Annotated in this window: 17 protein-coding genes and 2 pseudogenes; 3 read left to right on the top strand and 16 right to left on the bottom strand. The window is 43.2% G+C overall.

The features are described from left to right. The 4 genes and pseudogenes from INE92_RS12500 to INE92_RS12515 form a co-directional block, all read right to left on the bottom strand. Positions 1-2,202 (bottom strand): HEAT repeat domain-containing protein, encoded by a 2,202-nt coding sequence (locus tag INE92_RS12500; protein WP_004311266.1) that lies wholly within the window; start codon positions 2,200-2,202, stop codon positions 1-3. 6 nt (positions 2,203-2,208) lie between these two features. Next, entirely contained in the window at positions 2,209-4,383 is a 2,175-nt protein-coding gene (locus INE92_RS12505; protein WP_005651733.1) for a HEAT repeat domain-containing protein, read from the bottom strand. 30 nt (positions 4,384-4,413) lie between these two features. After that, the gene (locus INE92_RS12510) at positions 4,414-5,976 is read right to left on the bottom strand and encodes a DUF6850 family outer membrane beta-barrel protein (RefSeq protein WP_004327091.1); all 1,563 of its coding nucleotides are present in this window, start codon (positions 5,974-5,976) and stop codon (positions 4,414-4,416) included. 23 nt (positions 5,977-5,999) lie between these two features. Beyond that, positions 6,000-6,524: pseudogene (locus INE92_RS12515) on the bottom strand (DUF4876 domain-containing protein); the annotation flags it as partial. 136 nt (positions 6,525-6,660) lie between these two features. Between INE92_RS12515 and INE92_RS12520 the strand changes: the two are divergent. Further along, the gene (locus INE92_RS12520) at positions 6,661-8,328 is read left to right on the top strand and encodes an ISL3 family transposase (RefSeq protein WP_203462761.1); all 1,668 of its coding nucleotides are present in this window, start codon (positions 6,661-6,663) and stop codon (positions 8,326-8,328) included. A gap of 32 nt (positions 8,329-8,360) precedes the next feature. Here the strand turns inward: INE92_RS12520 and INE92_RS12525 are convergent. From INE92_RS12525 to INE92_RS12535, 3 genes and pseudogenes are all read right to left on the bottom strand, one after another. Next, positions 8,361-9,113 (bottom strand): annotated as a pseudogene (locus INE92_RS12525) (DUF4876 domain-containing protein); the annotation flags it as partial. Between the two features lie 13 nt (positions 9,114-9,126). Then, a complete protein-coding gene (locus INE92_RS12530) occupies positions 9,127-11,997 on the bottom strand; it encodes a TonB-dependent receptor (RefSeq protein WP_004311273.1) in 2,871 nt (956 codons plus the stop codon). A gap of 910 nt (positions 11,998-12,907) precedes the next feature. Continuing rightward, the gene (locus tag INE92_RS12535) at positions 12,908-14,788 is read right to left on the bottom strand and encodes a carboxypeptidase-like regulatory domain-containing protein (protein WP_004327093.1); all 1,881 of its coding nucleotides are present in this window, start codon (positions 14,786-14,788) and stop codon (positions 12,908-12,910) included. Positions 14,789-15,775: 987 nt separating this feature from the next. Between INE92_RS12535 and INE92_RS12540 the strand changes: the two genes are divergently transcribed. Beyond that, the gene (locus tag INE92_RS12540; RefSeq protein ID WP_153862836.1) at positions 15,776-15,937 is read left to right on the top strand and encodes a hypothetical protein; all 162 of its coding nucleotides are present in this window, start codon (positions 15,776-15,778) and stop codon (positions 15,935-15,937) included. A 108-nt stretch (positions 15,938-16,045) separates the two neighbouring features. On the opposite strand, the gene INE92_RS12545 is transcribed toward INE92_RS12540, so the two are convergent. The 3 genes from INE92_RS12545 to INE92_RS12555 all read right to left on the bottom strand — a co-directional run bounded on the left by INE92_RS12545 (position 16,046) and on the right by INE92_RS12555 (position 17,760). Then, on the bottom strand, positions 16,046-16,834 hold the full coding sequence (locus INE92_RS12545) for a ParA family protein (protein ID WP_004311277.1): 789 nt from the start codon (positions 16,832-16,834) through the stop codon (positions 16,046-16,048). 75 nt (positions 16,835-16,909) lie between these two features. Next, the gene (locus tag INE92_RS12550) at positions 16,910-17,314 is read right to left on the bottom strand and encodes a DUF3408 domain-containing protein (protein WP_004315818.1); all 405 of its coding nucleotides are present in this window, start codon (positions 17,312-17,314) and stop codon (positions 16,910-16,912) included. 29 nt (positions 17,315-17,343) lie between these two features. Further along, positions 17,344-17,760: a DUF3408 domain-containing protein gene (locus INE92_RS12555; RefSeq protein ID WP_004327094.1), complete on the bottom strand. Its 417-nt coding sequence runs from the start codon at positions 17,758-17,760 to the stop codon at positions 17,344-17,346. A gap of 76 nt (positions 17,761-17,836) precedes the next feature. Here INE92_RS12555 and INE92_RS12560 point away from each other — a divergent pair, with 76 nt between their 5' ends. Further along, a complete protein-coding gene (locus INE92_RS12560; protein ID WP_008650625.1) occupies positions 17,837-18,091 on the top strand; it encodes a hypothetical protein in 255 nt (84 codons plus the stop codon). A gap of 583 nt (positions 18,092-18,674) precedes the next feature. Here the strand turns inward: INE92_RS12560 and INE92_RS12565 are convergent. From INE92_RS12565 to INE92_RS12590, 6 genes are read right to left on the bottom strand one after another with little or no spacing between them, the layout of a single operon-like run. Then, the gene (locus tag INE92_RS12565) at positions 18,675-19,241 is read right to left on the bottom strand and encodes a DUF2284 domain-containing protein (RefSeq protein WP_004289236.1); all 567 of its coding nucleotides are present in this window, start codon (positions 19,239-19,241) and stop codon (positions 18,675-18,677) included. Beyond that, the gene (locus INE92_RS12570) at positions 19,238-19,996 is read right to left on the bottom strand and encodes an ABC transporter ATP-binding protein (RefSeq protein WP_004289235.1); all 759 of its coding nucleotides are present in this window, start codon (positions 19,994-19,996) and stop codon (positions 19,238-19,240) included. Before INE92_RS12570 ends, INE92_RS12565 begins: the two co-directional genes overlap by 4 nt. Further along, on the bottom strand, positions 19,993-20,973 hold the full coding sequence (locus INE92_RS12575; protein WP_004289234.1) for a FecCD family ABC transporter permease: 981 nt from the start codon (positions 20,971-20,973) through the stop codon (positions 19,993-19,995). The genes INE92_RS12570 and INE92_RS12575 overlap by 4 nt, the downstream gene beginning before the upstream one ends. Further along, positions 20,974-22,113: an ABC transporter substrate-binding protein gene (locus INE92_RS12580; protein WP_015531516.1), complete on the bottom strand. Its 1,140-nt coding sequence runs from the start codon at positions 22,111-22,113 to the stop codon at positions 20,974-20,976. Positions 22,114-22,124: 11 nt separating this feature from the next. Further along, positions 22,125-24,203, bottom strand: a complete 2,079-nt coding sequence (locus INE92_RS12585; protein ID WP_004289232.1) for a TonB-dependent receptor plug domain-containing protein — start codon at positions 24,201-24,203, stop codon at positions 22,125-22,127. Positions 24,204-24,221: 18 nt separating this feature from the next. Next, entirely contained in the window at positions 24,222-25,322 is a 1,101-nt protein-coding gene (locus tag INE92_RS12590) for a YncE family protein (RefSeq protein WP_004293828.1), read from the bottom strand. Positions 25,323-25,328: the final 6 nt, after the last annotated feature.

A 25,328-nucleotide genomic window follows, 5' to 3' on the forward strand; every position in this document is an offset into this window, starting at 1 on the left:
TTATAAACTTAATCTTTTGATTGTCTGTTCAAGCTCTGCTTTTAAATCTTCCGGAAGATTGGCTGTTTGTTGCATCTTCTTTATTTCTTCAAGAATGTGTGGCCGTTGTACAGAATTAGTAAACCAACCTAATGCTTCGGCCATTACTACACGTACTTCCTGTGGATTACCGGCATCACGAATTACATTCAAATAATCATCCACGTGGAAATGGAATGTATAGTTACGCACATTGCGGATTGCACTGATACGTTTTGCTTCCGGTGCAGCTACATCCATCAAGGTCTGATGGACTTTTGCCTCTTGTACAAACATTCTTTCCAGGCTTCTTAGTAATCGTTTTTTCTCTTCGTTTTCATTCAAACGGTCAACTTTTGCATAAAAGTCTTCTATTGTCTTTTCTACTTTCTCTTTCGGATAAAGGCTTAAAGCCTTGTTGGCACTCATTTGTACGCGTAAGCGTTCATTATGTTCGACCAATGCTTCCACAATAGCGGGCAATAAGGAATCGTCACCTACAAATCCAGCATAAATGGCACTTTGGCGAGCTACCATTTCATAAGTATCGTTCAAACCTTCGCGTAATGCTTCGATGAAGTTGTCGTCCTGATAACGGCTCAACAACTTGATAGCTTCCATACGAACCGTATTGAAGCCACTTTCCCGGTACTTCTTCAGGAGCAACGGAGATAATTCCTTTTGGGTATCGGCGTCAGCCAGCATACGCATGGCCAAACTTTGTACATCAGCGTATGGGCTGTTTAACAAATTCTTCCAATAGGCTTTGTCATCTTTGTGTATTGTTATATCGGTACTTAAAGTATTGGCTTCGATAGGAGCAAAACGGAAAGTGGGATCACCAAACAAATGACCTTCAAGTGATACGATTAGCTTATTGTATTGCCCGGCTCGTACACCATGGGACAACAAACCAATCATTTCAATAGTCCAGCGGTCTTGCAATACGTTACGGGTATTTCCTTGTGCTACTAATGTCTGACCGTCATTAAAGATATATTGTCCTGCTATATAGTCGTTTTCGTGAAAAGAACCGTTGTAGCACGCATCAAACATTATCATCTTCGGATTAGTGGAAAGATTTCTCTTCATTAAATCTTCCGTTACGATACGTTCATCAGCGTAGTGAAGAGAGTCTGCTTCCCAGAACTTAGGATTGTCCAGGTCTTTAAAAAACACCTCATTCACTTGTCGTTTTTCCTGCATCTGAATACGTAAGGTGTCTTTGTCACGTTTTCCAACATGGGACATGACTGCATTATAAAGTGTACTCTTCAACATTTTATAACGATTATTGAAATCAGTGCATGCCAATTCATCATTAATAAGCTGCCCTGTTGGCATTCCATGTTCATGAAACATAAATAAGTCAAGGTCCTTTCGTTGCAATTCGCTGAATAACTTATATTTCATAGGGTGTTTCATTCGGAAGTTCCAATGTTTGAATCCCATTTGACGACCAAAAGCTAATGGAAAGTTCTCCATATAAGCTTTTTCGTCATCCATCCATACAATCAGGCAATCGGAATTGTAAGAAGCACCATTGAATGAGAATACCCGATCTAATTGATTATGCTTATCTGCCTTGGCAGCAGCAGCTTTCTTCAGATATGAGGCAATGGCCGCATATTTATCCCCTTCCTTTTTTTCCGGATACTTGATACGAGCTGAATAGAAAGTAGGATTTAGCCGCTGGGGACTGTCTTCTGTCAATTTGTAGTAGAAATGCTGATGATTTACTGAGTCTTGCCTGATGAACTCAAACTTTAAGTTCAGATCATCATAAAAGCGGTCGGTAGGTACGGAAGACTGATCCCAAGGAAAGGCTTTCTCATTCATTTTGAATGCAGTAGTCATGTGTTGCGCATTACGTACCAATGCGACAGGCACATCGCCGATTAAAACCAGACCTTCCAATGAAGGGCATTCTTGATATGTTTTGATGATTATCTGTTTGACTTGATCTGGATTTTGCCAGTCACCGCTGATCAGATAAGTTGCCAAACCATCATCTTCAACCGCAGTTTTGTACTGATGCATGGCATCTTTGGTATTTGCATAAGTTTGGTTATCTGTTATGATAGCAAAAGCGGTAGGTTGTTTGACCAATGGCTTTATGACTGTTGTTTGTGCATTTCCTGCCAATGGCAAAAGAAATGCCAGATATATTATTTTTTTAATCATGGCCAATTAATTTTTAAGTCTGTAATATGTACGGTCGGCTTCTTCACGAAGGTTCTCGGATAAGCTCTTATCTTTTCTCAGTTGATCGCATACCCGAAGGATGTCAGGCTTCCGATAAGAATGAGTGAACCAAGCAAAAGCCTCCAATAAACAGGTTTTTAGCTTTTCACTTTCACTGGAGTCGGTAAGTAAAGCCAAGAGGCCGTCTACACAGGCATGTGCCATATGATTTTTCAGAGAATTGCAATAAAGGATGCGCCAACGTTCGGAAGTTTCTTTGCTTAATAACTCTTTTTGCATGCTACGACTATTATTGGCATTCTCCAAAACCTTACGCATCTCCTCCTTGTCTTGCAACACATAGGTCTCAGCCATTACTTTATCAATTGCCGCCTGTACGGCTGCCTGATCAAAGACTTGAAGCCCCAAACTCACATTAAATGCCACACGCTCGGATAGGTTGTCTTCTACATAGGCTTTGATTTGCGGATAAACATACTCGTTCAGTCCCACATGTTGCATCATACGAACAGAGGTGCGACGAATAAATTCATAGGAATCCGTAATGGCCAAGTGTAAGACTTCCCGGAAGTTTTTGTCACTAATCTTCTCAAGCAATGCCAAGCAGGTGAAACGTACCATCATGAACGAGGAAGTTTCAAAAGTTTTTCTTAATAAATCAGAAATACCCGGATAGTCATTGCGATAAAGGTTGTGCAAAGCAAAATTCTGTATGTCGGCATAGGGCGACTGTAATAACTCCAACATGCGGGACTCGCTATATGGTTCTTTGAACAAAGCATTGGCATCTACCTCATTGATAGATTGAAAACGTAGAGTAGGGTCACCGGTAATGTGCGATTCGAGAATATTCGTCAATTTAGCCCATTGCCCCACTCGTGCTCCCATACCTAACAGGCCGAGCATCTCGTTTGCCATTTTATCTTGCAGTACATTGACTGAATTGGCAAAAGTAGTTACGCATTTTCCTTCCGACATGATATAACGTCCGGCAATGTAATCTTTTTCCCGGAAATCACCATTATAGCATGCATCGAAAATTACCATACGGCTATTAGGCTTAAACTCTGTAACTTCCGACAGGATAATACCGGTGCGCAGGTCTAGTAAAGAATCTTCTGCAATTACTTTGGGATCATCATAGCCTGCAATCCAAGTAGTGTCCAAACCGTATGTGTTTTTCATCATATCCAGCATTTCGTCGAAAGACTTTTTGTTGTTTTGCTTTCTACGCGCTAAACCACGATAATAGTACTTCATTGCATCTACATGAGCATTCCACCTATTAGTAGCGGGACTACCGGAAAGATATTGACGTTCGGGCATACCATGCTCATGAAAAATAGACAAGTCCAGATCTGTGCGTTTCAGCATATTAATGACATCGTCCTTGGGATAATCGCTGAAATTATAACGGATGAAACGGGCCCGTCCCTCTTTATCGAATACGCCCGGCATTTGTTCGCGAATAGTAAAGGTTTCCGGTGTCCATGCAGTCAATGAGTTAGAGTAAGAGCCATCACCTGTATAGGAGAAGAATTGGTCTAATTTATTGTTTATCTGGTGCTCAGCCACCACTTTTTTAAAATAGCGGCTGATTTGCGCATGCGGTTCTTCGCCGTTATCAACAGCTTTGACACGTGCAGAATATATGTCACACCGAATTTGCTGTGGAGATTTTATAGCCAAATTATAATAGAAGAAATTATTTTCGACACTGTCCTGTTTCAAAAAATCGAATTGTAGGTCGAAATCATCGTAGAAACGGTCGCTGGGCACTGAAGAATCTCTCCAGTCATTGTTTTTCTCATCCATTTTAAAAGCGGAAGTCATATGCTGGGCTTTGCGGAGCATTGGAATAGGGATATCACCGACAAATACCACTCCTTCCAATTTATCCTTTTTGTAGAGCTTAACAATAACTTTCTTTACATCTTCCGGTTTATTCCATTCATTGTATACGATGAACGTAGGCAACCCTTCCATTCCTAGAATCTCCTGATAGGCTTTAAGCTCGGCTTCACAAGCCTGAAATGTCCCTTTATCTGTAATTACAGCAAAAGAGGTGTCCTTTACTTTCACAGCCGGTTTAACAAATGTCTGTGCCCGCAGAGATAATATGCTGCAGAGCATCAAACTTCCAGTTATTAATTTACGCATGTTTTGTAATATAGATTTCGTTATGTAGCATTAAAAATTACATCCTAAACTTATCGATAAATGAGTACGCCCATCATAATCATAGTCAGAGGTATTTACACGATCGAATACAACTTTTGCAAATAAGTTCATACGTCTGTTTTCTCTGACTTGTTGCGAATACGTTATCGACCCGCCAATACGATAGTAATCACAGGTATAATAATTAGTCAGCCCTTGTTGTAATTCGGTTACAGTTGGATAGTCTGCATGGCTGCCACCATATACATATTCACCTCCCAGATTATTGTTATACGCAACATGAACATCTATTAAAAGCCTGCGATTCAAACTATTGCCTAAAACAAAATTTTTTTTGCCACCTAAGCCTAAAGATAAATTTTCTGCATTCTGTACAGAATTAGGCATTAAATATTCATCGTCTTGCTTGGTATAATTCACATTTAATTCTGCTTTCCAACTATATTCATTCCCGCGGTTTCTGCTTAATGCATAATTAAGAGAAGCGGTTTGTGCCTTGTACGTAGAACGGATGTTATTATATAATTCCACCCAGCCACTTTGTGATTCAGAGTTATCGCGTTGAGAAATATACTGAATACCATCGATGTTACGATTTGTATATGTGGTTCTCATATAATTGGTATAGTCCTTTCCTTCCTGAATCATCGTTAAAGAAACATGAGCAGTTTTATCTTTTACACCGGCTATTTTTTTAGGAGTCGTATAGCTCTGCTGAACAGTTTCCGCTTTTACATCGTAACTGCCCTCAAGCAGTAAATTGAAAGAGGGCATACTGAAGTTGTACTGGAGAGCTCCACCGAAACGGTCTCCAATATAATTGCTGGTTACACCGCTGCCTATTCCTTTTATGGCTGTTCCCAAACCGTATAATATATAATAGTCCTGATCCACATAAGAGTTGACATTACTCATTCTTGAGTCTTCCTTGATAGAACTATACTTGAAACTTGCACCAAACTTGTGTGAATTATTCAACTTGTAAGTAATCCCCGGCGTCAGTCCCAGCGTATAAAAACGGGTATCCACACGCGGGTCGCGCTGTTTGGCAGCTAATGTAGCTACATAATTACCTTCCAACCCCAATGCCCAATGATTACCAAGTAAAGGAGTAGCTGCACGAAACTTCAGATCGTAATATTGATTTCTCCATTTGCTTAAGTGCTGGTCTGCGACATAGTAAGGCATTCCCCTGAATGGATCGGCAATGGAGGCGTTATATCCGGCATCTGTCAGATTTTTTTGTGCAAAATTAAATGCTCCCCACACATATGCATTTTTCAGATTGATAAAGCCTTCACTGGATACACCTACGATAGCCTCTTTCTGCCCCTCTTGCGGACGGCAATAGTTTCCGTCCTGTAAGTCATATCCCAATATAACATTCGAATAATTCTGAATATCATCGAATGGCATACCGGCAGCATTCTGTGAATGAGACCATAGTCGTCTTGTTTTCAATTGTTCCATAGCGGCGGGAGAGAAGCCCTGTGCCGCTCCCACCATACTTACAAGGCAGGCTATCATTACCAGCAGGCAGCTTTTCATATAGTTCATATATTGTTTTTTCATTGTTCTGTCTTTTTAGTTAATTATTACAATGTGTGATTCCATGAAGGCATTTTTGCTCCATTACGACGCATTACAGGAACAACGCCACGTTCAAAGTCATCCGTACTGTTGTTTGTATCCTGATATATATATGTACCTGTTTCTTCGCGAATAATAGGATTACCTTCTTCGTCTGTGGACAATTTGCGAGCAATACCTAAACCGCAATAAGTAGCTCCTACCCAAGTAATACCTGCATCAAGTACACCGGGGACACGTTTTGCATTCATCTTTGACTCATTGTTTACTGCTTCAACAGCATCCAATACATATTTAATAGGTATTTTTGCATAATAAACATTGCTGTTCGGTTTGCTAAGATCTGTTGTCTTCATATTTTCATCGTTGACCGGATCCCAAGCTTCTCCTTCAGGAACACGAAAAATCACATAAGCACCTCCGAATACGGATGTCAAATATTGTGGTATACTTCCCATCTCTGCTTTTCCTTGGTAGAAAACATGTTGCATATCATAAGCTGCCTGGTCAGGGAAGTTTGGATTATTCATGGTTCTTCGTCAAATTTGGTGGTAATCTCTTTTTTATTTCGATGGTTTTCCTCTTCTTCTTTCTTAATCCTATAAAAAGTTGTAGATATGTTTGCTTTTTAGTAACTTTAAAGACACCACATCATTAAGAGTTACAATGCAACAAGCCATATCTACAACGTACAAATATACATCAAAAAAAGAAAATCCTCCTACAAATAGGGGATTATTCCATGATTTCAGATTCAGTCCTGGCTACGATAATCTGCAACAAGATGGTATCTCTGAAGCTGTTGGTTCATTGACGGTCTTTTTACATACGGCTGGCAAGGGGGCTTCCTGTCCTTATTGCGGACATTTCAGTCACCGATTACACAGTTATTACTCCCGTCATATTCAGGATCTTGAAGTTTACGGTCATACTTTGGAGTTAGTCATAAAGGTTGGCAAATATTATTGCGAAAATGTTTCTTGTCCGCGAAAAATATTCTGCGAACCGTTGTCTTTTCTGGCTCGTCGGTATGGTAGACGGAGCTATCTTGTTGAGGAACGCATCAGATCGATAAGCTTGGAACTTACTTCCCGAAAGGCCTCTTCTCTTTTGCAGCTGTTCCATATAACGGCCAGTAGCTCTTCCTGCTTACGCATCCTACAACAGTGCGGGCAACATAATCCTATGCATAATAAAAGTATTTATGTAGGTATTGATGATTTTGCCTATAAAAAAGGTAAGGATTATATGAGTGTGGTCGTAGACCAGATGACACACATGCCTATTGCTTTGTTAGAGGATAGAAACGGAGAAGCGCTTGATAACTGGCTCACCCGGAATCCTCAAATACAATATATAACGAGAGACCGTGGAAGATGTTTCACAGAGGCTATAAACAGAATAACCCCTGGTGTTACACAAATCTGCGACCGGTTCCATCTAACCAAGAATATGACGGACACGATGATACCGGAAATAGAGAAAATGATTCGTCAGACCAAGCAAAAGCTCAAATACGAATATCCTGACAGAGACACGGCTTCTTCGTTAATTCTTCAGGACATATTTAACATGGGAGATGTCCGACACAGAGAAAAATTGAAGATATACAGGGAAAGCCTGAACTTAAAAATGCAGGGGATGACCATTGAGCAGACAGCCGCGCATTTGGGCAAGAAAAGTCGCTACATTTATAAGCTCATTCACAACAGGAGAATAGGGGCATACTTGAATGAGCAACAGAAGACAGCTCTTAAATATGTATCCGAACTGGCTACAATCATTAGTGCGGGCTGTATTACCCGAAAAATATTGGCACAAAAAATGGGGAGTAAAATCAGTGGCGCACTTATTGGAAGGATAACATCCAGCTTGCGAAAAATGTATCAACAAAAGAGGAAGGAAGTCAAGGAGCATAATGAGAGCATTGAAAACGGAAGTAAAACACAGAGAGTTTCACAGAATCAGATACGCAAATACATTCTAAAGGGAGAATCGGATAATCCTAAACTAGCGGAACTATATAAGTCCTCACCACAGATTAAAGAACTCTTAAGCGTGTGTCAGAATTTCAGAGATATGATTAATGGGAACACTTATGATAAGGATATTAGAAAGTGGATTGAAAAAGCGAAGGCAACACGGAATATGGCACTGACGAACTTTGCATATGGTATTGAAAAAGACTGGGAGGCAGTACAGGCAGCTATTGATATCCCCTTCAGTAACGGATTACTGGAGGGGACAGTGAATAAAATTAAAGCGGTAAAAAGGCAGATGTACAATAGGGCAGGAAGCAAACTACTGAGAGCCAAGATTCTTTATTCACAATAGAAGAAGTACCACCAAATTTGACGAAGAACCTTATTCATATTAAACTCAAACTCAGAACTACTGCCGTCTATAGGACTTTGAGGGTTATAGATGTCCAACTGATGGTTAGCGGCAAATTGAGAAATGATGCAAGATTCACCTGGCGCTAACGGATATTCGGTTCCATTTCCTGGAAATTTCCACACACGTTCTCCATATGCATAATTATTACCGTCCGCTTCCGGCCAAATAGGTAATTTAGTGGTAGCTGTACCCGGAGTTAAATTTGCGAAATAAATACCGTCCAAATACAAAATGTCAGCAGAGTTATTGTATATCTCATAGAACTGGTCTCGGAAATAGACTCCTCCTTTTTCCGGACGGCTACCGCAATAATAAATCTCCTTGAATATTAATGGGCTCACTTTAAGCCCTTGTACTTCAATATTCAATGCGCTACCATGCTTAAATAATGCCGCATTTACAGAATTGCCATTGATGTAGTATTCATTGTTTTCTGTATCGATCGCTGTACCGGATACTGTTACCGAATAAATTCCGGGGATAATTCCGTCAACTTTCACACTATTATCAGTTACTTCTTTTACATAATGTAAATCTTCATCGTAATTGTCGAACTTTACAGTCAGATCTTTCAGTGTGGATATATTTTCAACGGTAATATCCAAATATACATCCACTGTGATAGGATTCACTTCTGCTGTGCCAGACATGTCCCTGAACGAATCGCATCCTATCAAAAGGGTACTTGCCAATGTAAACAAATATATTAAATATTTTTTCATAACTTCCTAAACATTATAAAGTGAGTGATAATTCCAGCCCAAAGAAAAATCGGTTATTCAATTGAATATATGAACCCGGATTACGTTTGGATTCTCTGCGCGGATAACTTCTGAACATATTGTTGGCAAAGAAAGAAACACGTAGCATATTGCTAATTTCTTTAGTTACATTCAAGTTAAAACAAAAATAAGGACTGTATGATTCTTTTATAGCATTATTATGACTTACATTATTCAACATATATCCATATCCTGCATCCTTTACTTGCTGGGTAGTGGTATATTTCCCCTTGGGAAACATATTTACAGACGCATCTTCCAATGCTAAATAGCCCACAGGTATAGAATCGTTTCCAAATGTATTCCAATTAGACTGCTGCCAAATAGCTTGTGCTGTCATCGTAACAACAAAACCGATACGCGGGATATTGTGAGTGGCACGTAAAGTCGTTACAAATTGTTGTTTGTAACTTGCATTGCCTTCTTGAGAATAAATGGCCACCGGTTTACGGGCTGAAGCAGCATCTTCGCTATTGTCATAGAAGCTATAACCCTGACGCCAACTCTTAGTACGCATCCATGAGCCATTTATTTGGAAGGCCGTACGGATAGCATCAATACGTCCGATATTCAAATCAAATTCTAAACCTTTAGTTTCTATATTTAAATTATTAGTTGGTTTTGCATAAGTAGACAATACCGGTAGGCTACTACTAAGCTCTATCCCGTTTTCTGTGCGCTGGTATTCATTGTAGATAAATGTATTGAAGGTGTTGAAGGTTTGGCTCATTACATAACCATCCTTCAGACGCTCCTTATAAGCTATTACATTCAGATTGGTTTTACCCACTCGTAAATTAAAACCGACTTCTGCTTTATGATTTTGGGCAATCTTCAAATCTGAGTTATCTACTTGCCGAACTTCTGTGGTAGTCATAAACAAGCGCTGGCTTTCCGGAATATTTTCATTGGTAAGCTCATTTATATTGATATATTCAAAATATGCATTTTCTGGATATAAATAGAGAAGAGAAGGCATCTTTGCAGCAATACCGTAACCTCCCTGAAGACTTAATAGATTCGGAATCAAATCAATGGATGCATTTACACGTGGCGAGAAAATGCCTCCTACTACTGAGGTATGATCATAACGCACACCAGCCTGAATGTTCAAATCATGCGTACCGCTTATGGACCATTTGAAATTATCTTCCACATATGCACCAAATTGGTTAATGAAAGGAATATCCTTATAGTTACGTGGACGGAAAGATGAATTATGACCGTATTGACTACGATAAGGAGGAGTACTTGGGTCATAAGTTTTTCCTTTACCAACGTTACCGTCACTCCGGAAATCCGCACCAATCAAGATGCGGTTGTTTACATGACCGCTCGCCTTGAATAGAGAACTCGTCACTTTAGCAAACAAATTAACTTCACGACTATCGATCTCATAGTGTCCCAAATAGCTGCTTGGTAGATAAACAGCATAATGATTTATGTCTTCCGGTCCAAAATTAGTAATTTGATTACCATTGGCATCATAGATATGCTGACCTGCAAAGTTACTAAGTACCGCACCGTTTGTAGTGGTCATGGAATAAGGAGATGTAGCAGAACTGTATACGGTTTCATAATAACTGTCTTTATCCATATACGTACCTGACAATACATAGCGTAGTGTTTTTAACCAGCCCTTATTTATATTCCATGTACCATTGGTATTCAAAGTAAAACCTATATCGCGGCCTTCCGAAGCTGTTTTAGTTTGTTCATCATCAGGATTACGTTCACGTTGATCCTTACCATAAATAAAATCAAAGCTGGAATTGGTACGTAACTTATTATTAAAGAAAGTATTTGAATAGAGCAACTTTGTTGTGGCACGCTGATAGTGCTGGTAACTGGATATTGGATTATTCGTATTATAAGCATAATCTGCACTTACATTTAAAGCGCCTTTCTTTTTTCCAAGTTCAAAACCGGTTCCCATAGACACCTGATAGATATTGGGATTGGCTTTTGCTTTGACACGTAGCGGCTCACGACCAGCTTTTGTATTAATAATTACTGCTCCTGAGGTCAGATCACCATATTCAACAGAAGGGATACCACGAACGATTTGTATAGACTCTATATTTTCAGTAGAAATACTACGAACATCGGTTCCACCAGCCGGCGAGGCACCTCCGGCCAATGAAGCGGGTGTTTCCGTACCACTTAATACCGTAGGGCTCATCGCAGATAGATTAGCATTATTTGAGATGGGGGCACCATCACGAATTATTGCGGTGCCCATAGCATTCATCGGAGCTTCCGGACCACTGGAACTGGAAACTTGACGGATGTTAATCTGTTGTGCCGAACTCATATCTTGATTCTGTGAAATTCCACCTGGCATCAATGACATTACATCATATAAACTGGTCGCTTGCATATGGTCCATAGCAGAGCGGGAAATGTGAGAAGATGTGGATTTGCCTGAACGGCTGTTGGTTGCAGTTACTGTAACTTCTTTCAACTTAAAATCCTCATTCCTCATTGTAAAATTAAGAACCAAATCCTTATTTACATTTATTAAGGTGTCAATGGAGACTTTGCCCAAATATTGAATTTGCATACGAATTTTACCAGTAGGTACGTTTTCCAGTATGTATCTACCATTTTCATCAGAGGTTGTCCCTAGTGCAATTTCAGGAATAGACACAGCTGCAAATTCTAAAGGCAAACGCTTGTTGTTGTGGTCGTACTCATAAACAGTGCCTGTAAGTTTTACTTTGTAATTGTTTTGCGATTTGATAGGGAGGGCAATTCCTATGCAAATAAGTATAAACAAGTATATAATATTACACCCCAAAATACCTTTTTTCATAAGTAACATCATATTTATTAATAATGCAAAATTATATGTAAATTTTAAATTAAAACAAACCATTGTGTGTAACAAAACTAAAATTATTAAAAATACATGTTGTTTTTGTTGGTGCCGTTGCATAATCTCACAGACCTCAACCGTCTGTTGTCTAACAATATAGCAACTGCATTATATTTAGGAAAATCCAATATATATTAGTACTTTATTTAAGTTCCATACATAGTAATACGGATCTTGAGTGATTAAAAGCAAACTGCAAATCTAAATAAAAAACGGGATGGTTGTAGTTCTGATATGCTATATCTTAATACAACGCAGATAAATACTTATATTTTCATTGATAGATCTAACTAAGTTAAAAAACGGATTTTCTCCAAAATTCTTCTGATAGCTCCGTTCCAGCCTCATATTTATCGCACTTTACAGAAGCCCCAGTTCAAATATAAGGAAACTGTATCTCTCTTCGATAAAAGATCTATTTTAGGACGCAAAATTAGATATTACAAAAGATTATAAAAATACCATTTTTTGGGTATAAAAACGCATCTAATACCTATATATAGGTATTAAATATCATTGGCAATGTATGTTCCATTTCATTAAGCAAACAATTTTTTGTATAAAATACAAATAGTACTTTTTTACCCACTTAAAAAGTGCAAGAATGTATAAAAGTCCATGTGTCAGCTATAATAGGGGCATGAATAGGCATCCGTTCCATACCTGTCCCTATTTGAATCGGTCACCCCACAGTGACCGGACATTACTCACCCAATTCGGATTCTCATTACAGTAGGCAACGAAAATCTGTATCAAGTTCCAAAGCCCGAGAATCATTCCATTAAACCTGGCAGGAATTGTGACAACATGTCTGCTTGAAACAGCTACTATTATGGTATCATGCTGTATTGTTATGCTATATACCATGTTCTAAGTCAAAACTCTTTTTTTTTAGAATTGAAGGTTTAAGGCTCCATCCGAAAGTCAATATCACTTTCTCAAAATTCTTTTCTACAGCACCCTTTGTATAAGTTAGGATGTCTTTCTCTAGAAAATTTTTGAAATCAGATGAACTCATGTCTCTAAAAATGTTTATATATTCTTTTTTAAGAAATTCATTTATGGCATGTGCCGATATCTTTTTTTGCGTGCACTTTTCTATAACATATAAGTTGCTTGGTACCGGTACCATCGTGTCCAGCCCCATGAAGATATTACAGTCTACCATAAGAGTATAAGCGCCGCTCTCGGCAAGAGGTGCGGAAATGCAGTAATTGGCTTGCTCAAGCAGAGAATCCACCAGTTCTTTTGTGGAAGAACTGATACTATTGGCCAATTGTTCATATCCTCTTAGATTCAGTTGGGATATGGTCTTTTCGATAGCCGGGATGAATTTCATTCCTGGACCCAGGTTCAAATCAAATCTTTTGTAATAGACAAGAAGCTCATTCCAATCTTTGTACCGTGAAGGTTTGATGATATTTACATTGTCTATACCATGTTGTTTAAGATACTCGCCGGAGGAAAATGCATCTTCTTTGAAGGTCTGTGTGTTTCCATCCGGGAAACTTAAATAGATGGTCTTATATGTGTCTCCAGTGTTGGTCCTTGCAAAAGCTTTACATTCCTCACCTTTGAGATAATATGCTGTGGTGATGTCAAAACCATTACCGCTGGCATCATTGTCATAGCAACAATTCCACTTTACCTTATCAGATGGGAATATACGGCTTATATTCTCTATTTGGGATTTGGTGACATATCCCCCCGTGCTTATGAATGCGCATGTGGTTTCTTTAGTATAATGGTTTATTTCGTAGAAACTCATTGCGTCAATAGCGGATTCAAAGAGATATATGTCTGTAACCTTGTCAAAAGGAACAAAATTGGCCATCCAACAGCTTTGTGCCTTGTCACCACCCGTGGCAAAGGCTTTATAATTGGTATTGGTCTCTGCAAAATAGTTCCTCATTTCAAAGTTAAGGATTTCCATCTGGGAGGGTTTGCGGAATGGAAAGCCGATATGATTGTTTTTTCCTACCTGGTAGATGAACAGTCTATTGGCGAAATCCTCCACAGTCTGTGGAGAGAGCTTCCTTTGGACGGTCAAATATGGATTATCCTTTTTGATAGGACGAGGATTCCAATAATTCAAATTGGATTCAATATCATTTGGATTCAGTCCCAGCAGAGGATTGTTTACCGTTTCGGTATCTTCATTGGTGATCTGTTGAGTAGGCATTGGTACACCATCAATGACGAAGAGAGGCTGGGTTCCTCCTGTGACGGAGTTGACACCTCTGATTCTGAAAGTCATTCCGCTTGACAATGAACCGTCTGTGGGGATAATCTGTACTCCGCTGATTTTGCCTTGTAGTGCTTGCAACGTCTGCGTAGAACTACTGTTTACAATATCTTTTATATTCACAGAAGCAACGGCGGTTGCAATATCACTTTTTCGCTGGCTACCATAGCCTACAACAACCACCTCATCCATCTCTGTGACTGAAGGGTCTAGAATGATATCAAATCTTCGGTTCTTTCCGATAGTGATAGTTTTGGGCTTATATCCCAGATAACTGATGACCAGTTTTTCAGAAGGAAGTACTTTTATCGTGAACTTTCCTTCTAAATCGGTGATTACTGCATTGGTGGTACCTTCGATATTTATCGTGGCACCGATAAGAGGTTCACTCTTCTCATCCAACACTTGCCCTGAAATAGTTACTTGCTGTGCTAATGCTACAGTGAAATGTAGTATTAGAAACAATGTGCTTAATAGTACTTTTCTCTTCATAGTGCAGATATTAAAGTTTATAATAAGGATTAATACAATTAGATTTAAAATGGTAGTGCAAATAAAGCGAATTATAATATCCATGTTTTGACCTATTGTACTTTTCTCTTGACCAAATTACAGACTTTTTCTTCAAAGGTAATCGCTTTCTATTAATTTCATTTATCACCGCGTAAAATTATTCGATTGGACTTTTTATAGTGAGTATTATCATGGGGAGTATTAAAAAAGATTGGATATGAAAAATAGTATGTTAAATCATTCTGTTTTCTCAAATATGCAGTGGGGTGTGAGCGCAAGGAAAAATATCTGTAGAAATTGATAATAATGTATTTTATTCAAACTTTCCATTTATCCAAACTCTATCAGTTATCTGCACTTAAATCAGGCTTTGATATTTCAAGAGTTTGGATAAATGATTAAGGATTCAGTCTGCATTAATACCGAACATAGCAGTCAGTGAACGATTGATACCTTACGTTCGCATCGTGCGAAGTCTATTCCTTTCCACACGGTTTTGCGTCCGGCTGAAGATGCACACTCGGCTTGCGCCTTGTTCCTTTGCTGTTTCTTTATACTTGAAGTTCTACAATTCGTTTCACAAAGAATTACCCTGTGGAAGTCTGCCCGCTTTCGCGTAGGGTGACGTTGAAACCTTTATCCAGGGCATTACACCATGGCATTCGCTTTCTCCACAATCCTTTACCCGCACCTCATTCGGCCGCTCTTACAATTGGCCACCCATCGGTTATTGGCTGACGGGAGAGATACGGGCTTACCAAGTTTCGCACAAATAACTGACGACCGACTTAGACTCCGCCTATCCACCAGCAGTGCGACATCCGTGTAGCACGATGTAACAGCGTACTATCCTGACTGCTTGCCTTTTGGAATGGCCCATAAATATCCGTGAGCTAATTCATAGTCACGATGGTACGGCGATTCACTTAGGTTACTCATATCAGTCAGCTTTGACATTCTTCGCCTATGATGCTTAGGTTGGAACGTCGTTGTCAAGAGGGCTTCGCACCCGACCGTTGCCAGTCACGTACGCCTCTTCAGGCTACTATTGATGGAACAATAGGTTCAGACACGATGCTGAACAATTACTTGTGTGACCTCTTGGCGCACATTACACTACTAAGGTAATGCTTTTATAGGAGAAGTCACATCTGTAAAAAACTTATTATCATGCAATTATCTTACTTTATCTTAGGCTAAAAGCCCTTATTCAAGGTGTCTGTATCCTATCATCCGCTACCGCTCGGTATCGGATTCCTCCAGACCGATGGCATGGCATATCTCCTCCACCAGTTCAGGAAGGCCGGAGTCTTTCTCCTGACGGGGATCGGGTGGAAACAGCGTGGAACGAAAGACACCCTTACAGACAGGGTCCGCCTCCTTGTTGTAGCGGAGGGTGTTCGGAATGTGTGAGGACAGCAGCCGCAGCCCCATCCTGTGGATGACCCGGTTCCAGGCATCATACAAATTCTTCCGTCCCCTTCTATCCACCATGTTCCAGAACAGCCGGATTCCTTTCAAGTTGCAGTTCCCCTTGGCGATCAGCTCCTCTTCCAGCACCTTGGTAAACTGCAGGGAACTCTGCATGACGATATTGTCCGCCTTGAGCGGGACAAAGATATAGTCCATCGCGGCAACGGTATGAACCACCCCCTCGCTGCGGAGCGTTCCGGGAAGGTCGAAGAGCACGATATCGAAAGTCTCCCCTTTTTCGTCCATATAACGCCGCAGGTCTTCCACCCCCTTTTCCGGGTCGCTTTTGATGACCGGATAGGCAGGCTTACGGATTCTTTCGTACTGCCGGTACAGGTTCACCTTCAGGTCGTCATTTTTCATGACATTCTCCATGTCCCTCTCACGCATCAGGGCGATGCTGTGCTGCGGGGAGTCACAGTCCACAACCGCCACACGCACGTCTTTGCGGTAATGCAGGACACTGGCCAGCAGTACCGTAAAGACGGATTTTCCCACGCCACCCTTCTGGCTGGCGATGGCAACCAACAACTCTTTTTCTTTTTTCATCATACTTCTTTTTCATTAAAAGTTAAACACTATTGTTTCAGAAACAAAAATAATGCTCCCATCGGGGGAGATCCCCTGTCATGGGGGACGAGCCTTTATGACCGGGCCGGGCAGGGACTCCTCCAGAATCATGTCCGTCGTTTCCCTGTATTCTTCCAGATGCCGCGAGACAAGGTGGTTGATGAACCCCTCCAGAGTGACCTTTCCGTTTCTCGAGGCTCCCGCCAGGATGGACAGTTTCCGGTGCAGGGCGGCGGGAATATGCAGCGACCGACGCTGCACGCCCGCAATGCCATGCAGGTATTCCTCCCCGTAGACGGACGGTTGCATGGGGCCATTTTTCCTTGCGGGACGTATAATGTCGTTACCGGACGTTCCACGTCTCTTCCGGGGACAGGCAGGCGCTTCCCCCATGATCTCACGGATGCGGTCCGCGTCCATCCCGCCAAGACCAATCCGCTCTTTTACGTTCTTTCCTGTCATGATATGCCTTCTTGGACAATGACAACGTTTTATCGGCGAGGTGTTCCTCCCGGCTGTCCGTCCTCATCCCAGGGACGGTAGACCTCACCGAGCAGGGAGGCGATGTCCTCCCTGTGTTCCTCCATATGGAGTTCCAACAACCGGATGATAAAACCGGAGATGCTGCCGCAGCCGGCGGCCCTGACCAGCATGGCGATCCGGCGGTGCAGTCTCCCATCAATGTAGGCGGTCTTCCACTCAGCGGCTCTGGGAGCGGGAACCAGAAACCTCCTCTTGTATTCCTCCGGACCTGTCACTTTCCCTGCCCGGACCTGACTTCCATGACTTGGTATCTCCACCACTGGTTCCAGGGATGGGGAAACGGGAGCTGACAGAAGGTTCCCCGTGAGTCCGACCCTCTCGAGAACGATATCGGAAAGCCGGTTCTTTTCCTTTTCTGAATCCATATTTTAAAATCTTAAATTATTAAATTACACAACTGGTATTGTCTCGGAATACAAAATAAAGGAAGAAGAGAACAGGATGAAACCACCTGTCACTTATAGTCATCCAAAGTCAGTTATTGTCATGATACACATGACGGGGGGGACGGAGATGCCGTTCCGTTCGGACGGTTCTTCCTATGCGGAGGCGACATCAGAGGCCCGTAGTGGTGTGGAAAAGCGAGCGGGATTCCGTTTCCTTGTCCACCGTTCCTTTTTAATCCTTATGGGCAGGCGTGAGAGCGCGCATCCGTCCGGATACGGATTCTTAAATTATCGGTCTATGGGAGTGTAAAAGTATTAATCCGTTAATGGAGAATTATGAAGGAAGACCATAAGGTGTACACGGCTACATTCTCCATTTGCAGAAGTGTAGAAGTAGTAATCCATTAATGAAGATAATGCAGAAAAACCATAAACCATATACGGCTCACTGCCGCTCTCCATTTGTAGATGTGTAGAAGTAACAATCCATTAATGGACAATAGGGCATGTAAAGGGCAGATTTCCCGTATATTCGCCTCCTTATTCCCGAATTATGGACGTAAGTCATATGATTATGGAGAGATATCCACCCTTTTATGGGGAGAGCAGCCGGCAAACACCTGATGGAAATGCCTCGTAAATCACAGGAGAATAGCCATACAATGGGCTAATACACAATAATTATTGGATAAATGTGGTCCGCTCCTGCGGACAGCAAGTTGTGTTTTCGTTTAACGAAAACAGGACGGTTTAACGGAGAATACACCGATAAACCGTTACTTATTTCAAGCTCCAGCGTCGCTTTTTACATATCTAACTATAATTCATTTGAAATCACAAAACAGATTGAACCGAATGTGGTTAGTTTGTCTGTTTATTTCATGTCCGAATCATTAGTATGCTATGTTGCAAAGTTCGTATTCATTATGAAAAAATCCGCTTACGAGAACAAGATATTCAGGTAATTTGCCATCCTTTCCCCAAAGAAGTTCGATGTTAAAAAGTTCAGAAAGCGTTTTGGCTATGTCAAATCCGAAGGCTTCGAGTGACGGACGCACTTTTTCCGGGTGTCGGCATGGTGTGCCGCAGTTACGCGTACACTCGTTATCTGAGCAGTGAAGACATTTACCTATATAGGCAAATGAACGCCCTCCATATTTCCGTTCCATATCCAATAATTCGCTCTCGATTCGTATCCGTTCCGGTAAAATGAGTTTTTGTGTATATTCAATCGGAATATCTTTGTCTTCAGGGATTATCTTCGTTGCCATAAGATGTGCATACTTGTATTGTCGGAGAAACGATTCCGTATCAAAATCAAATGGAGGACACCCCCAACTTTTACCGTAATTGGTACATTGTTTGCAAAGTTCAAGAAAATGTGGTTCGTCACGGAATTCGGCGATGTATCCTTCAACAGTGATGTCTGAAGTAAAATTTTCTACAGTGTATATACTCATTGTTTCAAAATCATTGTACCGCATAAGGAGTCGAAACGGATGTTTTCATTTTGGAAAAGTCTGTCAATGTATCCGCTTTTCTGCATTTCAGACGCGGTCAAGCAACTTAAATTCGGGGTATCTAACAATGCTATCGAATCGCACATGGACAACGCGATGTCAAGTTCATGTGTCGAGAACATGATACATTTTTTCTCGTCGTGGACAAGCCTACGAAGCAACGCCACAAGTTCGTAGCGATTAGGCATGTCAAGAAAGGAAGTCGGTTCATCAAGGAGAATGATAGGAGTATCCTGTGCCAATGCACGAGCAATCATCACACGCTGGCATTCGCCATCCGACATTTTATCCATCGTGCGGTTTGCATAAGCCTCCATTCCCACCGAAATGAGCGATTGCATGACTATCTCCTTATCTGTTTCTTGCATCCTACCTATCCAGTTGGTATAAGGAGCACGGCCTATGGCTACGACATCCTTGCACCGCAGGTTGGCGATGCGCGTGCGCTCGGTCGTGACGACAGCCAGCGTTTTTGCCATATCTTCGGTTTTCATGCAGGCGATGTCGTGCCCGTCGAGAATGATTTTTCCGGAATAACACCGGTTCAGACCGGCTATGGCGCGGAGCAACGTCGATTTTCCTGTCCCGTTTCTTCCGATAAGGGCTGTCAGTTGACCTTTTTTTATCGTGGCATTTACCTCGTGGAGCAACGAGTTTTCTTTGTAACCTATGGAAAAATGCTGTAATTCTATCATGCGGTGATGGATTTGTTGCGTAAAACCACCCATACGACGATTGGGATTCCCAATAGAGCTGTAATGGCGTTGATCGGCAAGGTGAATATTTTAGAAATGATGTCGCAAAGAAGCAATATCGATGCTCCCGAAAGAATTGTTCCGGGCAGAAGGACATGATGATCGCTATTTTGGAAAAGCATTCTTGTGACATGAGGCATAGCGAGACCTATGAAACCTATCGGACCGCAAAAAGCGGTTATCGTTCCGGCGAGCAGCGTTGTCGAGAGAAACAACAGGCTGCGTGAACGCCGAATATTCAGTCCCATTGTTACGGCATATTCCTCTCCGAACAGCAGGAGGTTAAGCGGTTTGATGGTCAGTACAGCCAACAGCAGTCCGGCAAACACCGATGGAACAAGAATCAGAAGTTGTCCGGAGGTGACGTCACCCAAAGCCCCCATCGTCCAAATGACAAAGGCTTTCAGCGATTCCTCTTTGCTGAGGTACTGCAATATCTGCACGACAGCACCTACGCCCGATGAGAACATCATGCCCAGAATCAGGATTACCATGATGTCTTTTATTCGCTGTCCGACGGCAGTTATCACGAGCAACACGACAGCCGCACCCACCCACGCTGCTCCGGCAATGCCTATTGATGAACCGATCCCGGCAAGTACCACAAGTGCCACACCGAGACTTGCACCGGAACTGATGCCAAGGACATAGGGACCGGCAAGAGGATTACGGAAGAGGGTCTGCATCTGAAGACCGCTGACCGATAAGGCAGCCCCGGCCAACAGTGCCACTATAGCTTTTATGAGGCGTATGTTGAGTACGATTTTTTCCGTGGCACGGGAACAATTTCCCCCGGTCAGTGCTGCCCATACATCGCGGATCGGAATGTTGACAACTCCCACGGCCAAGTCCAGTAAAAAAAGACCGACCGTGAGCGTAATCAATATGGAGAATAATATAGTCGAACGGGAACGCATCTATTTCAGTTGCTTGTAATACACACACTCTTCCTGCACCAGTTCAGGATGGAATATCTTCACGAGGTCGCGGAGCACGATGTCAGGATTCACGACGGCAGACTCGTAATAGTCGTTACCCCCGGCTGTGTTGGTACGGGCGTTGTTGTTATACACCTCTCCATTTTTGAAACATCGGGTATCGGTGAATTTCGGACATGATGCCTTCAAGTCGTCAAGGGAGTTCGCCATTCCCACGTTCAACCACATGTCCGCATCCGACGCGAGCAGATATGCTTCTTCTAAGTCAATGGGGATAGAAGCGTTTCCCGTGTTCTTCTGGTAGATATAGCGGCCTCCCGCATCAGTAATCAAGCGGGCTACATAACTTTGGGTTGAAGGCATGAACCACGAGTCGCCATAGGGAACATTAAGCATAACCGAAGGAGTGCCGAGGGTACTGTCGGCCACTTTCTTTTTCAAGGCGTTGTATCTGACCGGGATTGTGGCAAAGGCTTTTTCACCCTTCTCACGTTTTCCTGTGACTTCTGAAAGCACTACCATCCATTCGGCCTTGCCGAGAGGCGACTCTTCAAGATAATCGCCGACATACATGAACGGTATGTCGAGTTCTTCGAGTTTGCTTTCCATTGCGCTTGCGCCGTTCACCCCATAGAGCAGAACGAGGTCGGGATCGAGCGAGAGCAGCAACTCGTAGTTGATGTTCCCTTCATAGCCGACATCGCCAATACTGTCGCGGCGGGCTTGGATGTCTGGGTTGGAAATGTAGTCGATTCCCGAAACGCCGGTTATACACCGGACTTCACCGATTGCGTCAAGCATGGCGATATGAGTGGAAGACATCGCCACGATACGTTTGGCGTCTCCTTTGAGTACCTGTCCTGCAAACCCTTCGGGAACCTCTTCACCGTTGCGGACGATAAACAGCCATGTGGTTACACTGTCCGCTCCCTGCCAGGGATTCCTGACGGTTATCAGTACGCTTTCCTTCCCGCCCGCCCCTTTGATGTCGAAGCCGGAGGCATATTCGGGAGCATAAAGCAGCAGGTTGAAATCATTGATTTTTGAGCTTTTGTTGTGGCAGCCTGTAAATGCCAGAGAAAGCAACAAAATCAGGCTTAAATTCTTTAATGCGTTCATATTGATGCAGATTATCGTTTACTATTTTTGTTTTTTCCGAACTTGGGTGTTATGCCGATGAATATCTCGAAATTGATGCCCGGCATGGGACGGGACAATACGGAAAGGTATTCTTCATCGAACAGGTTGTTGATGCTGCCCTTTAGCGACAGATCGGCCCATCGGAAAGAGAGCTGTTTTTCCAGTGTCACGTTATTCATGAAGTAAGGGGGCAGATAGCCCGTCAGGGTATAGTCATTACTCGACATGGTATAACGCTGGCTGTAATAACACCATTTGTAAAGCAGGCTCCATGTCCGCCATGACAGACGTCCGGTCACCGTTGCGGAAAACTCCGGCACGTATGGCAACTGTTTGCCGACGGATTGGTCTGCCGGACTCATCGGTTCGCTCTCGTTGATCGAGGGAGTCCACGAGAAAGTTCCGTTCATATCCAGTTTCCAGTCCTTTCCGAGCATTATATCAAGGTGGGCGTTGGTCTCTGCCCCGTAAGCATGTACCTTTTTGAGGTTTCTGGGGGAGAAGAATCCCTTGGTTGTGGGTAGCCAGATGATCCAGTCGTCGATGTGCGAATCGAACCAGTTGATACCACCGCTCAAAGCATATACATTTTCTTTCCCCACCGAGAACGACAACCCCACGTCGTATGTGAAGCCGTGCTCGCTTTTCAGGTCGGGATTACCGCCCGGCAGAAAATAGAGGTCGTTCAGCGTGGGAAAACGGTAGTTCCGGGAGATGGATGCTTTCGCCACGATATTGCCTTTTTTCGACAGTACCCCGTCGATGAAGAAAGCCGGGATAACCGGGGCCCATTCCGTACCGAACATATCCTCGCGAAGGACAAGCGAGGCGGCAAAATGATCGACAGGCCGCCATTTCGCAGAAACGGAACCGGAAAACTCGACACGTCCCTTGTCATACCCGACAACAGCCTTGTTACCTTCCTGCGAGATGATATTTTTGTCCGCGCTTTCCACCAAATGCTGGTGTACGGAAACACCGGCCGTGAACAGCCATTTCTCTGAAGGAGCATAATCCCCGTCCGCACTTCCGTAGAACGTGTTAATCTTACTGCGTGAGCGGGTCATCGAAGCCATTTCGCCGTTTCCCTTGTCCCGCTTGTAATCATAGGCCATCCATGTGTGTATATAGCCGCCTTTTACACCGACCTTCCATTTCTCCCGCACGCGATCCCACGAGAGGACGCCGCGAAACGTCTGCTCCCTTTGGCGGTTCTCGAAGTCCATGTCGTTCCCGTAATCCGTGCTGAGCATCGCCAGTTCCCGGTTGGAATTGATATACCAGGCGTTTAGCCCGAACTTGTCGCCTTCGCCCGTGTTATAATAAATTTCCTGCAAGACGTGCAGATCCTTATAAGCCCCGCTGCGGTTGCGTTCCGTCGGGTAATAGGAACCGATGATGTTCTTGTCCTCGTCATAGATGTTTTCCTTCTTGTCCCGGTTTCGGTATTTGTAGTCGTTGGGGGAAGAGGAATACACCACACGGGTGGAGGACTGCCAGTGTTTGTCACCGTAGGTCAGGCGGAGAAACTCGTCGAACGTGCTGAACGACCCCACTCCCTGCACGTACTGCAACCCGAACCCTTCATGGTTGGCCGGAGAAGTGGAGAGCCTGACCAGACCACCCAAGCCGCCGCCCGTTTCGTTTACCGATGACGTTCCGTGCAGCAGCGAGGCATCATCGATAAAGTAAGAAGGGATGGTGGAAAAATCCGTCATGCCCAGCATCGGGTTGTTAATGCGCATACCATTCCACGTCACTTGGGTATGCGAGGGAGAGGTACCCCGGAAAGCCACGGTGGATAACGTGGCGCGTCCGTAGTTCTTGACAAAAACGGATGAGTTGAATGTCAGCACATCGGCCATAGACAAGGCGATGTTCTCTTTCATGGCGATGGAATCGAAACGGGTTCGTTGCACGCCTATATCCTTCATAGGTCGTTTGCCCACCACCGTAACCTCCGGAATACGTAGTACCCTTTTGGTAATGCTGACGGAATTTTTCTGCTGGGCGGCAAGCAGAAAGGGCAGGCTTACCCCCACGAACAATAGAATAAGATGTCTTTTCATTTTTGTCCTCCTTCCTCGTTATTTCCAGCAGAAAGCTCCCGGAATGATTCCCACGTAAAATTCATCGATCAGCTTGCCTTGCGGCGAATAGCGATACACGATACCTTGTTGCTGGTAATCAATAGCGTCGGCCACATATACCTCCCCGTTGTTGGGATTGACCGTAAGGCCGTAGTATTTGGTGTCCCGAAACTCCAGAAAAGGCCGGACGGGAACACGGTCGGCTTCCACCGGCATTCGCCAAATATCGTTGTTGATCCAGTAAAGTGTATCCCGTGTACCGTTGAGCTGGACTTCCGAAGGCCAGTCGCCCAGCTTAAACTTGAACTGTTTCTCTACGGTGAAAGTCTCGGCGTCTATACGATAGAGAGACGGTGCCTCGTAACCGTATGGGCTGCCCTCGTAACCGCCATCCGTGATGGTCCACATCTTGTTGTATTTGTCCATGACCAGCGAAGTAGGTTGTATGCCGATGGTCAGTTCGTCCACGACCTTGTCCGTCTCCGTGTCGATTTTCAGGATGCGGTTCTGGTACGACCAGCAGTTCACATAGACGTACTTGCCGTATTGTACCATTTGTTCGGTGGAACCCGATTCCATGTCCATGTCTGGACATTCGATATAGCCGGTAATCTCGTATGTCTTGGGGTTGATGATGAAGATACGGTAGTCCCATATCTGCGTCACATAGGCTTTCTCATCCGACAGAAAATGGATATACCGGGGTGAGGTGAAACCTGTGATACGGCCCACTTCCTTGAAAGTATTGATGTCGATGGCGAAAATCACATGCGAGTTGTTCACCACGATCCAGCCTATACCGTCCCGGATAACCATAGACTGGGCCACATCGCCCAACTTGAACCCGTTGGCACGGTAAAACACTTCATTCTCCACTTCGCACGTGGCGGGATCGTAGTAGGAAAGCGTGGCATTGCTGTACTGGAAATTCCCCTCGTTGGTAATGAAAAGACCAGAGGCCGATACAGAGAAATCTTCCATCTCTCCGTAATCCCATTTCATGCAACTGCCGAAAACTGGCAGGCAGAAAAGAAAAAGGCAAATCCGTTGTATTGTTCTGCTCATTGTCATTCGGATAAAAAAGAGTACCCGAATCATTACGGG

The organism is Bacteroides xylanisolvens (genome assembly GCF_018289135.1).
In the GTDB taxonomy this organism is placed as follows: domain Bacteria; phylum Bacteroidota; class Bacteroidia; order Bacteroidales; family Bacteroidaceae; genus Bacteroides; species Bacteroides xylanisolvens.